This is a genomic window from Terrabacter sp. GCM10028922 (assembly GCF_042666095.1).
In the GTDB taxonomy this organism is placed as follows: domain Bacteria; phylum Actinomycetota; class Actinomycetes; order Actinomycetales; family Dermatophilaceae; genus Terrabacter.
In genome coordinates, this window is record NZ_JBHTFG010000004.1 from 16,735 (window position 1) to 29,776 (window position 13,042).

The following is a 13,042-nucleotide window of genomic DNA, read 5'->3' on the forward strand; positions in this document are numbered from 1 at the left end:
CGCGGCCTCCCACCCGTCGAGAGGCCAGAACCGTCAGTCCACTCCCTCGAAGACGTCGCGCCTGATCGGCGACCCGGCCGGCAGCGACCGGTCGACGAACCACTCCCGCCCGAAGACGAGGTCGTAGAGCGGCCGGGGGATCCGCAGGAACGCCGCGAGAGTCCGGTCCGCGCCTCCGTCGGCGCTCGCCTGGGACGCGTGAGCACGCATGGAGGCCCGCTTGGCCGTGATGTGGCGACGGACGTTGATCCGGTGGGTGATCTCGCTGCGCGCCGAGAAGGCCCGGTCGAAGCTCGGCCGGTCGAACTCCGGCGGGAACCGGTAGACGCGGGCGGCGAGGTCGATCGCGCGACAGATGGTGTCGCGGGGCACGGTCGCCTCGAGCACCTTCGGCGTGCCGGCGAGCTCGGCCGCGCGGCGTCCGACGACGTGGACCTGCCTGTGGTCGGGGTGGCCGTACCCACCGTTGGGCTCGTAGTGGAGCAGGACGTCGACCTGCTCCTCACGCAGGATGGTGGCGAGCCGCTCGGCGGCCTCCTCGACGTCGGCGCGCACGAAGCGGGTGCCACCCGGCGGGTCGGGCGCGACCTCGGGGCCGAGACCGCTGTCGGCGTACCCGAGGTGCTCGACCCTGCCGACCCCGAGAGCTCGGGCGCTCGCCCGCAGCTCGTCCATGCGCGTCGCGGCCAACGTGCCGGCGCCCGCGTACTCGCTCGCGGCGAGGCCCAGCTCGCCGTCGGTCGCGACGACGACCACGACTCGGTGCCCTTCGGCGGCCGCACGCGCCATCGTCCCCGAGGTCAGCAGGGCCTCGTCGTCGGGGTGGGCGTGGAAGGCCAGGAGGGTGTGCCGCACAGTCACCATCTTGGCCCATGACACAGTGGTGCCCGTGAAGGTGGCCCTCCTGTCCGACTGCTACCTGCCCCGGTTGGGCGGGATCGAGGTCCAGACGCACGACCTCGCGCGACACCTCATGGCCGCGGGGCACGACGTCGAGGTGTTCACGGCGACCCGGGGCGCACAGGGCGAGATGCACGGCGCGGTCACGGTCGTCGACGGGGTGCCCGTGCACCGACTGGCCGCCCGGATGCCGTGGGAGCTGCCGGTCAACCCGCTGGCACCGGCCGAGCTGCGCCGCCGCCTCGTGCGCGGCGGCTTCGACGTGGCCCACGTGCAGACCGGCGTCGTCTCACCGTTCGCGTGGGACGGCACCCGGGTGGCGCTCGGCCTCGGTCTCCCGACCGCGATGACGTGGCACTGCATGCTCGCCGGGATGGCGCCGGTGTTCCGGGCGGCGCACTTCGTGCGCCGGTGGGCGGCCAGGGGAGTCGCCATGTCCGCGGTGTCGGATGTCGCGGCCGAGCCACTGCGCCGGCTCGTCGGCCCCGAGGCGGGGGTCGGCGTGCTGCCCAACGGCATCGACGTCGCACGGTGGGCGGTCGGTCCGGTCGCGCGAGCACCGGGGCCGTTGCGCCTCGTGACCGCGATGCGCCTCGCCGCGCGCAAGCGTCCGGCGGCCCTCGTCGAGCTCGTCGCCCGGGCCGAGCTCGCGGCAGGCCCCGGGTCGGTGTCCCTCACGGTCCTCGGCGACGGACCCGACCGCCGCAAGGTCGAGGCACTCGTGCGCGACCGGGGTCTCGGCTGGGTCTCGCTCCCCGGCCGGGTCACGCGCGACGAGCTGCGCCAGAGGTATGCCGCTGCCGACGTCTACCTGTCACCGGCCCGCCTCGAGTCGTTCGGTATCGCCGCCCTCGAGGCGCGGACCGTGGGGCTCCCTGTCATCGGCCGATCCGGCTCGGGGGTGGGCGAGTTCGTCGCGGACGGTGTGAACGGCCTTGTCGTGTCGAGTGACTCGCAGATGAGCGAGGCGATCGCCCGCCTGGCGAAGGACCCCGACGACGTCGAGCGGATGCGGGCCTGGAACGTCTCCCACCCGCCCGAGCAGGAGTGGTCGCACGTCGCCGCCATGGCCGTCGCCGAGTACGAACGCGCTGTCGGGCTGGTGCGCCGATGAGGACGAACATCCCGGGCGGGATCCGCCTCGTCGCGCTGGGCTCCGACGACGAGCGGCTCCTCGAGGTGGCACTGCGTCACGGCGAGCACCCCGAGGTCGTCCTCGGTGCTGCGGGCTGGGTGATCGAGGCGCCGGCGTTCGCGACGGTGCGCCAGGACGGGGCGCTCGAGCTCGGCTTCCGCGTGGTCCAGCTTGACGGCATACCGCCTCGGTCGGCGACGGTCCGCAGGGACGTCGGCGTCGGCGACGACGAGGTGGGGGAGGCGTACCAGCGCGTCGCAGCGTATGCCGTCGTCACGAGCGAACGTGGCGTGCTGCTGACGCAGTTCAACACGCAGACCCACGTCGCCGGTGACTGGGGGCTGCCCGGCGGTGGGCTCGACGCCGGCGAGTCCCCGGTCGACGGGGTGCACCGGGAGGTGTGGGAGGAGACGGGCCAGCTGATCGAGCTCGGTGCCCTCGTCGAGATCCAGTCGCACCACTGGGTCGGGCGCGCGCCCAACGGGGTCGTCGAGGACTTCCATGCGGTGCGGCTCATCTACCGGGCGACCTGTGCGTCACCGTCGGACCCCGTCATCCACGACGTCGGTGGCACGACGTCGGATGCCCGGTGGTTCTCGCCCGACGAGATCGACGGACTGCCCATGCCGCCGTTGTCGCGCAGTCTCACAGCCCGGCACGGACCCCTCTCCGACGCTCCGTAGGATGACCGCCATGGACCTCGCCTACAACCTTCTCGTCGCCCTCCACCTGCTCGGCATGGCCGCGGTCGTCGGCGGGTGGGTCGCCGTCCGGACGGGACGCACCGTGACCGCCCCCATCCTGTGGGGCGCCCGCGCCCAGATCCTCACGGGTTTCCTCCTCGTCGGGATCGCCTCCGCCGTCAAGGACGACGAGCACGTCGTCAACAACACGAAGATCGCCGTCAAGCTCGCCATCGCGCTCGTCGTGGTGGCCGTTGCAGAGATCGGGGCCGCCCGCGCCCGCAGGGGCGAGGACACCGGCCGGCTCCTCGACATCGCCGGCGGTGGCGCCACCGTCAACGTCCTCGTCGCGGCACTGTGGTGACGGTCGTCCTCCCACCGCGCGGCGCCTGAGATGCGTTGGAACGCAGGCGTTCTCGCCGGTCTGCTCGTCGGACTCGTGTGGCTCCTCGTCGGCACGGCTCTCGTCGTCCTCGGGCGCCGGCGCCGCCTCGTCTCGCAGGCCGAAGGGGCGGGGAACATGGCCGTCATCGGGATCTTCCTGCTCGCGGTCGGAGGGCTGACGTGGTTCGCCACCCTGCTGCTCTCCGTCGTCCCCGGGGCGCCCTAGCCGACGGTGAAGCGCGCTCCGAGTGCGATGACCGGTGGCACGGCGTCGGACGTGAGGAAGTGCGAGACCCGGTGCACGATGCCGGTCTCGACGTTCCACGCCATGACCCACGTCTCGGAGGGCGCGACCGAGAGGTACACGAGCTCGCCGCGCACGGTCCACCCGAGCACCGAGCAGCAGTCGGTGGATCGCGGCTGCTCCTCGCCGAAGACGAGCATCCGGTCGCGGCCGAGCGCGTTCGTCGCGACGATGACGTTTCGAGGTCGGACGGCAACGAGGTCGCGCGCGTCGTCGGCGTCGATGCTGAACGCGGACGCGTACTGGTCGGCGTCCGACACGGTCTCGCCGACGGGGCGGGTACGCGGCCAGCCGACGGGCGTGGGCCGGTCAGCCGGGTTCGGCGGGTGGTCGTCGAGGACGGTGCGAGCGCCCACGACGCGGTACTCCCTCGCGCCTGGACGTCGTGGTGGCTCCGGCCCGGGCCAGAGCGGCGACAGGCCGGGCGACCACGTGCCGTCGGCGGAGCCCGCCAGCAGGTGGTTGCCGCGCCACGACGCCCACTCGAGGGTCGGGGAGGGGATCGCCGTCGTCCGCACGGTGCGCGTACCCACGTCGAAGACGACCACCTTGCCCGGCTGGGCGAAGGCCATCATGGTCTTGTCGCCCGAGAACGCCCAGATCCCCAGCGGAGGCTTCGACACACCAGCCGTCGTACGCACGTCGGTCAGCAGGACGGTGTCCACGGTGAGCTGTTCGCCGTCGCCCCAGACGACGACCGGAACCCACCGGCCGGGCGATCGCTCCTCGAGGTACACGGCGTCGCCGAACGCCCCCAGCACACCGGGGGCCAGCGTGCTCACCCGACGGTGGTTGCTCCTCGGGTCGATGACCTCTGGGAGCCCTGTACGGATCGGCGGGAGCGTCGACTCGGTGCCGGCAGGCGGCGCGACGACGTACCGGAGGCCGTCGGCGGTCGTGCGCCACACCGCCTGCTCGGCCCGCGGCACCGGAGTCAGGCTCACCGGCGAGGGAACGGTCAGCCCGGTCACCGTCGGCTCATGACCGGCGAGGGCTGCGCCACCGACGACGAGCGCGGCCGCGGCGACGCCCGTGAGTGCCCGCCGACGCGTCGTCGATCGGTGCAGCAGCGCGTCGTGCCAGGCCCGTTCGGCCAGGTCCACCTCGCGGACCGGCGCACTCGCCGCCTCGAGCAACGCCATGACCTCGACGTCGTACGGGGGCTGCTCGTCGCCGGACGCGAGGGCGACCCGGCCGGCGTCGGCAAGTTCGCGGACCTGTTCCGGGGAGATCCCCAGGACGCCGGCCGTGTCGTCGACCGTCCGCCCGTCGTACCACTGCAGCACGAGCACTGCCCGTTGTCGGGGCGTGAGCCGGCGCAGGCGAAACGGGACCGCGGGGGACGTGCCGCCGGCACGCTCGTCGGCCTCCGCGGCGGTCAGGGCGGCGCGGTGGACGCGCGGGCGTACGTAGGCGTCGGGCGTCCTCGCGCGCACGTGGTCCCAGTGGAGCGCGAGGCTCGTGAACGCGTGCAGCACCAGGCGCTCGGCCCGCGCGAGGTCGCCGCACACGAGCTGCGCGGCGCGAAGCAGTCGCAGCTGTCGCGCCCGCACGTAGGCGGCGAAGTCGGCGTCGATCTCGCGCATGCGTCCTCCTCCCTACAGGATGGACGTACCTCGGCCCCGTGCGCACCGTCCTCGGCGCTGCCCCTGAGCGGCTCCGGCCGTATGCCGCCTCGCTCAGTCCCGCGTGAAGGCGAGCTCCCCGCCGACCCAGGTCTGGAGCACGACGGCGTCGCGGATGTCGGCCGGAGACGACTCCTCGAGCGCCCAGAGGTCGCGGTCGACCGCAAGCAGGTCGGCGAGCTGGCCGGGCGCGAGCCGACCGACGTCGGTGCGTCCGACCGACTCGTGCGCGGCGACGGTGAAGGCGTGCACCGCCTCGTCGAGCGAGACCCGCTCCTCGGGGCGCCAACCCCCGACGGGCGTGCCGTCGGCCCGCGTCCTGGTGACGGCGGCGTGCAGGCCGTGGAACGGGTTCGGGTCCTCGACGGGAGCATCGGAGCCGAAGGCGACCCGGACGCCGGCGTCGAGGAAGCTGCGCCAGGCGTACGAGGCGAGCCGCCGTGGCCCGATGATCTCGTCGGCGAGCTCGAGGTCAGCGGTGCAGTGGCTCGGCTGCATCGAGGCGACGACGTCGAGTGCCCGGAACCGCGGGATGTCCACGGGCCGCACGTGCTGTGCGTGCTCGACGCGCAGCAGCACGTCGAGGTCCTCCGCCCGGACCGCCGCGAACGAGTCGAGCACGAGCCGGTTGGCCTCGTCACCGATGGCGTGGGTGACGACGTCGAGCCCCGACCTCGCCGCGAGGAGGGTGCGCTCGAGCAGGACCTCGTAGGGCATGGCCGCGATGCCGCACCCCTCGTGGCCGATGAACGGCTCGGTCATGTGCGCCGTGTGCGAGCCGAGCGCACCGTCGCTGAAGAACTTGACGGGCCCGACCCGGAAGCGGTCGTCCCCCTGCCCCGAGCGCCGGCCCTCGGAGATCGCGAGCTCGAGGTCGGGGTCACGGGTGCACTTGGTGACGCGCAACCGCAGTGCGCCGTCGGCGTGCAGCTCGGCGTAGGCGGCCCGCGCGTCCTCGCCGTCGATGTCGGTGATGCTCGTGAGCCCGACAGACAGCAACCGGTCCTGGCAGCGCTCGAGCCAGGGCCGGAGCGGTGACCGCTCGTGCGGGATGACGTCGAGCAGCTCCTGGGCCGACTCGCGCAGGATGCCGGTCGGCTCGCCGTGCGCGTCGCGCACGATCTCGCCGCCGACGGGGTCAGGCGTGTCGCGAGTGATACCGGCTCGTTGCAGCGCAAGGGAGTTCGCCCAGATGGTGTGCCCGTCGGTGCTCGCGAGAGCGGCGACCCGGTTGCCGGACACGGTGTCGAGTGCGTGCCGGTCGGGTTGCTCGGGCACGGCCCATCGGTTGTGGTTCCAGCGCCCGCTGTGCAGCCACTCGCCCTCGGGCAGGCCTTCGGCGTGGGCGCGCACGAGGTCGAGCGTCTCCTCGAGCGACCGTGCCTCGCGCAGGTCGACCGAGGACGCGTCGCGCGAGAGCCAGGCCGTGTGGATGTGGGCGTCGTGCAGACCGGGCATGACGAGCGCTCCGGGCAGGTCGACGACGGATGCCGTGCTGCCCGCGGCGCCGGCGGACGCGGCCTCCCGCGCCTCGGCACCGACCGCGACGACGCGTCCGTCCTCGACGAGGAGGGCGTCGGTCCACGGGTCGGACGCGGTGCCGGTCCAGATGCGCTCGTGCTGGAAGAGGGTGCGGCTCATGCTCCGGGCGCCCCGGGAGCCCCGGGAGCCCCGGGCAACAGGATGAGCTTGCCCGTCGTGCGCCGTCCCTCGAGCGCCTCGTAGGCTGCCGCCGCCTCCGACAGCGGGTAGCGCCCGCCGATGTCGATCGACAGCGAGCCGTCGGCGACCGCGCCGAGCACCTCGTCGGCGCGCCACTCGAACTCGGCCCGCTCGGCGACGTAGCTGCCGAGCGTCGGACGGGTGAGGAAGAGCGACCCGCTGGTGTTGAGCCGCTGGATGTCGAAGGGAGGCACCTGGCCGCTGGCTCCGCCGAAGAGGACCATCATGCCGCGCGGTCGCAGGGAGGCGAGCGACGCGTCGAAGGTGGCCTTGCCGACACCGTCGTAGGCGACGTCGACGCCACGCCCGGCAGCCGACCGCACGGCCCCGGCGAGGTCGTCTGTCGTGGAGTAGTTGATGAGGTGCTGGGCGCCGAGCCGCCTTGCGATCTCGAGCTTCTCGTCGGATCCGGCCGTCGCCACGACGGTGGCGCCGCGTGCCGTGACCATCTGCACGAGCAGCTGCCCGACCCCGCCCGCTGCGGCGTGCACGAGGGCGATGTCACCCTCCTTGACGGCATACGTGCTCGTGACGAGGTAGTGCGCGGTGAGGCCCTGGAGCATGGCGGCGGCGGCGACCTCGAGGTCGACGCCGTCAGGGACGGGCACGACGAGGGGGGCGGGCTTGTTGACGAGGGTCGACTCGCTGCCCGTCGACTGGCACCAGGCGACGCGGTCGCCGACGGCGACGCCCGTGACGCCGGGGCCGACCGCCGTCACGGTGCCTGCGCCCTCCTCGCCGAGGACGAACGGCGTCGCCATGGGGTAGACGCCCTGGCGCTTGTAGACGTCGATGAAGTTCACGCCGGCGGCGGCGACCTGCACCTGCACCTCGCCCTCTGCGGGGTCCGGCAGGTCGTGGGTGCGCACCTCGAGGACGCTGCGGTCGCCGGGCTCGGAGACGAAGACGCTGGTCGCGTGGGTCATGCCCGCCACCCTACGACCGGCCTCCCGGGGAGCATCAGGCGGAGGCGAGCCGGGCCAGCCCGTCTCCGTCGAGGCGGAAGGTCGTCCAGTCGTCGAGCGTGCGGGCGCCGTGCGCGCGGTAGAACTCGATCGACGGCGTGTTCCAGTCGAGGACCGCCCACTCGAGCCGGGTCCAGCCGCGTTCGATGCAGGTCGCCGCGAGCCGCGCCAGCAGCGCCTTGCCGATGCCGTGGCCCCGCTGGTGCGGGTCGACGAAGAGGTCCTCGAGCCAGATGCCGGCCTGCCCGGTCCACGTCGAGAAGCTGCGGAACCAGATCGCCATCGCGACGACCGCGCCCTCCCGCACCCCGACGAGGGCGAATGCCGTGGGGTCGCCCTGGGCGGGAAAGAGGGCGTCGGCGAACTGCTGCGGAGTCGCGGTGGCCGCGTCGGGCTCCTTCTCGTACGCGGCCAGGGCCTGCACGAGCCGGATGAGGTCGGGCACGTCGGACGCTGTGGCCTCGCGGATCTCGATGTCGCTCACCCGCCCCATCCTGCCTGCCGGCCCGGGTGCGTCGAGGCCCGGTACGTCGTAGCGGTCCTTGTGGAGCGGCGGTCAGGCGCTGTGGGCGGTCCGACGTAGGCTTGGACCATCATGAGCACGCTCTTCGACGACCTTCCCATCCCCGGATTCGAGCACGGTCAGGACGGGCCCTCCGAGGGGTCTGCGCGGTCGGGAGGGTCGGGGCGGCCGAGGCGTGCCGACGTCACGGACCAGGGTGTCCCGACGTGGGCCGAGGCCGCCGCGCGCGGTGGCGTCGAGGTGTCCCCCGAGGTGCGGGCCGAGCTCGATCCCGCCGTGCTGCTCGCGGGCCTCAACCCGCAGCAGCGCGAGGCGGTCGTCCACGAGGGCACACCCCTGCTCATCGTCGCCGGCGCCGGGTCGGGCAAGACGCGCGTGCTGACCCACCGCATCGCGTGGCTGCTCGGTGAGCGTCACGCCCAGCCGGGCCAGATCCTCGCGATCACCTTCACCAACAAGGCGGCCGCCGAGATGCGCGAGCGAGTCGAGGCGCTCGTCGGGCCGCGCGCGCGGGCCATGTGGGTCATGACGTTCCACTCTGCGTGCGTGCGCATCCTGCGCCGCGAGGCAGCCAAGGTCGGCATGAAGTCGACCTTCTCGATCTACGACGCCGCCGACAGCCAGCGGCTCATGAGCCTCGTGCTGCGCGACCTCGACCTCGACCCGAAGCGCTACCCCCCGCGCAGCTTCTCCGCGCAGGTCAGCAACCTCAAGAACGAGCTCATCGACGAGGAGACCTACGCCGGCCAGGTGAGTGAGGGCAACCATTACGAGCGCACCGTCTCCGACGCGTACACCCAGTACCAACGCCGCCTGCGCCAGGCCAACGCGCTCGACTTCGACGACATCATCATGATGACCGTCAACATCCTGCAGGCCTTCCCCGACGTCGCCGAGTACTACCGCCGTCGTTTCCGCCACGTCCTCGTCGACGAGTACCAGGACACCAACCAGGCGCAGTACCAGCTCATCAAGGAGCTCGTGGGCGAGGTCAAGGGCCCCGAGGGCGCCTATGCCGTGCCGCCGGCCGAGCTGTGCGTCGTCGGCGACTCCGACCAGTCCATCTACGCCTTCCGCGGCGCGACGATCCGTAACATCCTCGAGTTCGAGAACGACTACCCCGACGCGCGCACGATCCTGCTCGAGCAGAACTACCGCTCGACACAGCGCATCCTGCGCGCGGCCAACTCCGTCATCGCCCGCAACGAGGGGCGCCGCGCCAAGAACCTCTGGACCGACTCCGGCGACGGCGCGATGATCGTCGGCTACGTCGCCGACAACGAGCACGACGAGGCAGCGTTCGTCGCGAAGCAGATCGACGACCTCGCCGCCGAGGGCGAGGTCAAGCCCGGTGACGTCGCAGTCTTCTACCGCACCAACGCGCAGAGCCGCGCCATCGAGGAGGTGCTGGTGCGAGTCGGGCTGCCCTACAAGGTGGTCGGCGGCACCCGCTTCTACGAGCGGCGCGAGATCAAGGATGCCCTCGCGTACCTCCGGGTCATCTCCAACCCGACCGACACGGTCAACCTGCGGCGCATCCTCAACGTGCCCAAGCGCGGCATCGGCGACCGCGCCGAGGCCTGTGTCGCGGCCCTGGCCGAGCGCGAGCGCATCCCGTTCGTGGCGGCGCTCGGCAGGGCCGAGGACGCACCGGGCATCGCGACGCGCTCGGTGGCGGCGATCAAGGGCTTCACCGACATGCTCGAGGCCCTGCGTGTCGTCCGCGAGGGCGGTGGGGGGATCGCGATCCTCCTCGAGGCGGTGCTCGAGCAGAGCGGCTACCTCGCGGAGCTGCGCGCGAGCCACGACCCACAGGACGAGACCCGCGTCGAGAACCTCGCCGAGCTCGTCGCCGTGGCGCAGGAGTTCGACGACCGCAAGGCGCAGGAGAGCGCCGACATCGAAGCGGGCGTCGTGCCCGGCCAGGAGGCCGAGGACGTCGGCCCCGCAACCGATCTCGAGGAGTTCCTCGAGCAGGTCTCGCTCGTCGCCGACGCCGACGAGATCCCCGACGAGCCCGAGGCGCAGGCGCAGGGGGTCGTCACCCTGATGACGTTGCACACCGCCAAGGGTCTCGAGTTCCCGGTCGTCTTCCTGACCGGCATGGAGGACGGCACGTTCCCGCACATGCGCGCCCTGGGTGACCCGAAGGAGCTCGAGGAGGAGCGTCGCCTCGCCTACGTCGGCATCACCCGAGCCCGGGAGCGGCTCTACCTCTCACGAGCGGCAGTTCGCTCGGCCTGGGGTGCGCCGCAGTACAACCCGCCGTCGCGCTTCCTCGACGAGATCCCCGGCGACCTGCTCGACTGGCAGCGGCTCGGCCCGTCGTTCAGCGGCGCGCGAGGCGCCGGCCAGCCGGCGGTCGCGACGCTGGCGGCACGTCCGGGCGTCCGCAGCGCCGGCAAGCGCCCCGTCATCGCGCTCCAGTCGGGCGACCGCGTCAGCCACGACGCGTTCGGGCTCGGCACCGTGGTCCGTGTCGAGGGTGATGGCGACAAGTCGATGGCCCACGTCGACTTCGGAGCCGACACCGGCACGAAGCGCCTGCTGCTGCGTTACGCCCCGCTCGTCAAGCTCTAGGGGCCGATGCCCCGGTCTCCTTCTGGCGCAACGGCATACGCCGGAGATGCGACGAGGCCCGTTCCGGAAGGGGACGGGCCTCGGGTCGTGAAGGACCTCGGTCAGAGATAGACGCCGCGCTTGGCGAGCCAGGTCACGGGGGCGACGGCCGAGCCGTCGTCGGGGTGGATCTCGAGGTGCACGTGGGGACCGGTCGAGTTGCCGGTGCTCCCGCTGTAGGCGACGCGCTGGCCGGGGGAGACCTCTTCGCCGATGGAGACGAGCAGGCGGCTGTTGTGGGCCATCCACGAGACGGTGCCGTCCCAGTAGCGGATCTTGACCATGTAGCCGTAGCCCTCGTTGGACCAGCCGGCGAAGACGACGGTGCCGGAGGACAGCGCGCGGACCGAGGTGCCCGTGGGGCAGGCGAGGTCCTGGGCCGGGTGCATCTTGCCCCAGCGCCAGCCGAAGCCCGACGTGAGGGTGTAGCCGGAGACGGGGGAGACCCAGCGGTGCGACCGGGCGATCGCGCGCTCGAGCGCCTCACGCTTGGCCTTGGCGGCGGCATCGGCCTTCGCCTTGGCGGCGGCGGCCTTGTCCGCGGCCGCCTTGTCGGCGGCGGCCTTCGCCCTGGCCGCGGCACCTTCGGCAGTCTCGGTGGCTCCGACGATCAGCGTCTTCGCGTCACGGGCCATGTCGCGCGACGAGCGTGCCCCTGCTCGGTTCGCGGCGGCCGCGGCCACGGCGTCGGGGTCTGCGGCGAGGCCCAGACCGGCGACGGAGTTCGAGACGTTCTTCATGGCGGCAGCCTCGGCGCTCAGCTGGCTCGCGCCCGCGTCACGGATGACGAGGCCACCGGCGACGGTGGAGGAGAGCAGAGCAACGGGGACGACGAACTGTCGACCCCGCGATGGCTTGGCTGCCGGCCGATGTCGACCGACGTAACTGGTTTTGGGCACGAAAGACTTACCTATCGTTCACAGGTTGCGAGCCGCCAGCCTAACGTGACCATTTCGTTATCCAAAATCGGGCGCCACGTCTCTGGACGTCACAAAGTCGCGGTGGAGGTCGCGACTGCGCACGACATTAGGGCATCGAGGCGGCTCGCAACAGGTTTTGCACACGCCGGATCCGTGTCGCGCTCGGAGCCGGCCGGATGTGGCGCCCCGGCATCAACGAGGTGCCGCGACACGGGCTCCGCTGCCACCGCGACGGGGGTCCGACGTGGTATCGCGGCGGCTGCGCAGGGCGCTCACGCCGGGTGTGACCGTCGCGCCGCTCGTGTCGAGGTGCGCGAGCGCCGTGGAGATTCCATGGACGACGCTGCTCGTGATGGGCAGGCTCATGTGACCGACGCCGTGCAGCGCGATGTTGTGCACGTTGAGGTCGTCGTGGTGGAGCGCCGCGTTGCGCTGGGGGACGACGACCTGGTCGAGGTCGGACCAGTAGACGATGAAACGGGTCTGGCAGTCGCGCACCGGGCCGGCGAGCTCGTCGAGCAGCGCGCTGCCCGGCCGCAGCTGCCGGGTGAGGCTGTTGTTCCACGTGTAGGCGAGGTAGCTGCCGCGGTGCGGCGTGCCGAGCGTGACGAGCGTGTGCACGTGGGCGTCGCCGCCGAGGCGGGTCACGTAGTAGCGGGCGATGAGGCCGCCCATCGAGTGGCCGATGACGTGGATCCGTTCGTAGCCGGTCTCCTCGACGATCCGCTCGACCTCGGCGCCGAGGTCGGCGGCTGCCGCCCTGATGTCGCCCGTCAGGATCGAGTAGTTGATCGTCTCGATGCGCCCGAAGCCGCGCCGGACGAGACCGCGGCGCAGGACCGTGAAGATCGAGCGGTTGTCGACCATGCCGTGGACGAGCAGGATCGGCGTCTCGGCCGCCTCGACGTTGCGGATGGCGAGTCCCCGCTGCGTCGGTGGCAGGTGCCCCAGGCGGTAGCCCTGGCGGCGGTCGCTGGCGCGGGAACCGAGCAGCCCCAAGGGGTAGAGCCCGAGGTGCAGCCCCATCCACGACGCCTCGAGAGCGGCACCCGCGAGACCGGTCGGGCTCAGCAGCGCACCCGCCACCTCCCCGACGGCCGCGAAGAAGCCCCTCTGGCCCTTCGCGCCACGCGTCGCGGTGCTGGTCTGGCGCGGCGTCTTTGCCGCTCGTGCTGCCACTGCCACCTCCCGACCGTACCCCGAGGGGTGGGCGATGCATCACTATTGCGCGCCGCGTCTCACGGTGCTGGCTAGAGTGCCCG

At 72.3% G+C, this 13,042-nt stretch carries 12 protein-coding genes; 5 read left to right on the plus strand and 7 right to left on the minus strand.

Going from position 1 to position 13,042, the window contains the following annotated elements; translation table 11 throughout:
* Positions 1 to 33: 33 nt before the first annotated feature.
* Positions 34 to 864, minus strand: coding sequence for a PIG-L deacetylase family protein (locus ACFQU3_RS03690; RefSeq protein WP_385906659.1), 831 nt, complete (start codon positions 862 to 864; stop codon positions 34 to 36).
* A gap of 25 nt (positions 865 to 889) precedes the next feature.
* On the opposite strand from ACFQU3_RS03690, the gene ACFQU3_RS03695 reads away from it, so the two are divergent.
* Genes ACFQU3_RS03695 through ACFQU3_RS03710 form a run of 4 tightly spaced genes read left to right on the plus strand, consistent with a single transcriptional unit; the run spans position 890 to position 3,328 of the window.
* Complete coding sequence (locus ACFQU3_RS03695; protein WP_385906661.1) at positions 890 to 2,014, plus strand: glycosyltransferase; 1,125 nt, start codon at positions 890 to 892, stop codon at positions 2,012 to 2,014.
* Positions 2,011 to 2,718 carry an NUDIX hydrolase gene (locus ACFQU3_RS03700; protein WP_385906664.1) on the plus strand — a complete coding sequence of 236 codons (708 nt, stop codon included), beginning with the start codon at positions 2,011 to 2,013 and terminating at the stop codon, positions 2,716 to 2,718. The genes ACFQU3_RS03695 and ACFQU3_RS03700 overlap by 4 nt, the downstream gene beginning before the upstream one ends.
* A 1-nt stretch (position 2,719) precedes the next feature.
* Positions 2,720 to 3,082: a hypothetical protein gene (locus ACFQU3_RS03705; protein ID WP_385906667.1), complete on the plus strand. Its 363-nt coding sequence runs from the start codon at positions 2,720 to 2,722 to the stop codon at positions 3,080 to 3,082.
* A 30-nt stretch (positions 3,083 to 3,112) separates the two neighbouring features.
* Positions 3,113 to 3,328, plus strand: coding sequence for a hypothetical protein (locus ACFQU3_RS03710; RefSeq protein ID WP_385906670.1), 216 nt, complete (start codon positions 3,113 to 3,115; stop codon positions 3,326 to 3,328).
* Here the strand turns inward: ACFQU3_RS03710 and ACFQU3_RS03715 are convergent.
* From ACFQU3_RS03715 to ACFQU3_RS03730, 4 genes are all read right to left on the minus strand, one after another.
* Positions 3,325 to 4,992 carry a sigma factor-like helix-turn-helix DNA-binding protein gene (locus ACFQU3_RS03715; protein WP_385906673.1) on the minus strand — a complete coding sequence of 556 codons (1,668 nt, stop codon included), beginning with the start codon at positions 4,990 to 4,992 and terminating at the stop codon, positions 3,325 to 3,327. The genes ACFQU3_RS03710 and ACFQU3_RS03715 overlap by 4 nt on opposite strands.
* Positions 4,993 to 5,085: 93 nt before the next feature.
* Positions 5,086 to 6,672, minus strand: a complete 1,587-nt coding sequence (locus ACFQU3_RS03720) for an amidohydrolase (protein ID WP_385906676.1) — start codon at positions 6,670 to 6,672, stop codon at positions 5,086 to 5,088.
* On the minus strand, positions 6,669 to 7,679 hold the full coding sequence (locus ACFQU3_RS03725) for a quinone oxidoreductase family protein (protein WP_385906679.1): 1,011 nt from the start codon (positions 7,677 to 7,679) through the stop codon (positions 6,669 to 6,671). Before ACFQU3_RS03725 ends, ACFQU3_RS03720 begins: the two co-directional genes overlap by 4 nt.
* A gap of 34 nt (positions 7,680 to 7,713) precedes the next feature.
* A complete protein-coding gene (locus ACFQU3_RS03730; RefSeq protein ID WP_385906682.1) occupies positions 7,714 to 8,211 on the minus strand; it encodes a GNAT family N-acetyltransferase in 498 nt (165 codons plus the stop codon).
* A gap of 102 nt (positions 8,212 to 8,313) precedes the next feature.
* On the opposite strand from ACFQU3_RS03730, the gene pcrA reads away from it, so the two are divergent.
* Positions 8,314 to 10,821, plus strand: coding sequence for a DNA helicase PcrA (gene pcrA, locus ACFQU3_RS03735; RefSeq protein WP_385906685.1), 2,508 nt, complete (start codon positions 8,314 to 8,316; stop codon positions 10,819 to 10,821).
* A gap of 101 nt (positions 10,822 to 10,922) precedes the next feature.
* Here pcrA and ACFQU3_RS03740 read toward each other — a convergent pair whose 3' ends face one another.
* Positions 10,923 to 11,759, minus strand: a complete 837-nt coding sequence (locus ACFQU3_RS03740) for a M23 family metallopeptidase (protein WP_385906688.1) — start codon at positions 11,757 to 11,759, stop codon at positions 10,923 to 10,925.
* A 213-nt stretch (positions 11,760 to 11,972) separates the two neighbouring features.
* On the minus strand, positions 11,973 to 12,965 hold the full coding sequence (locus ACFQU3_RS03745) for an esterase/lipase family protein (protein WP_385906691.1): 993 nt from the start codon (positions 12,963 to 12,965) through the stop codon (positions 11,973 to 11,975).
* Positions 12,966 to 13,042: the final 77 nt, after the last annotated feature.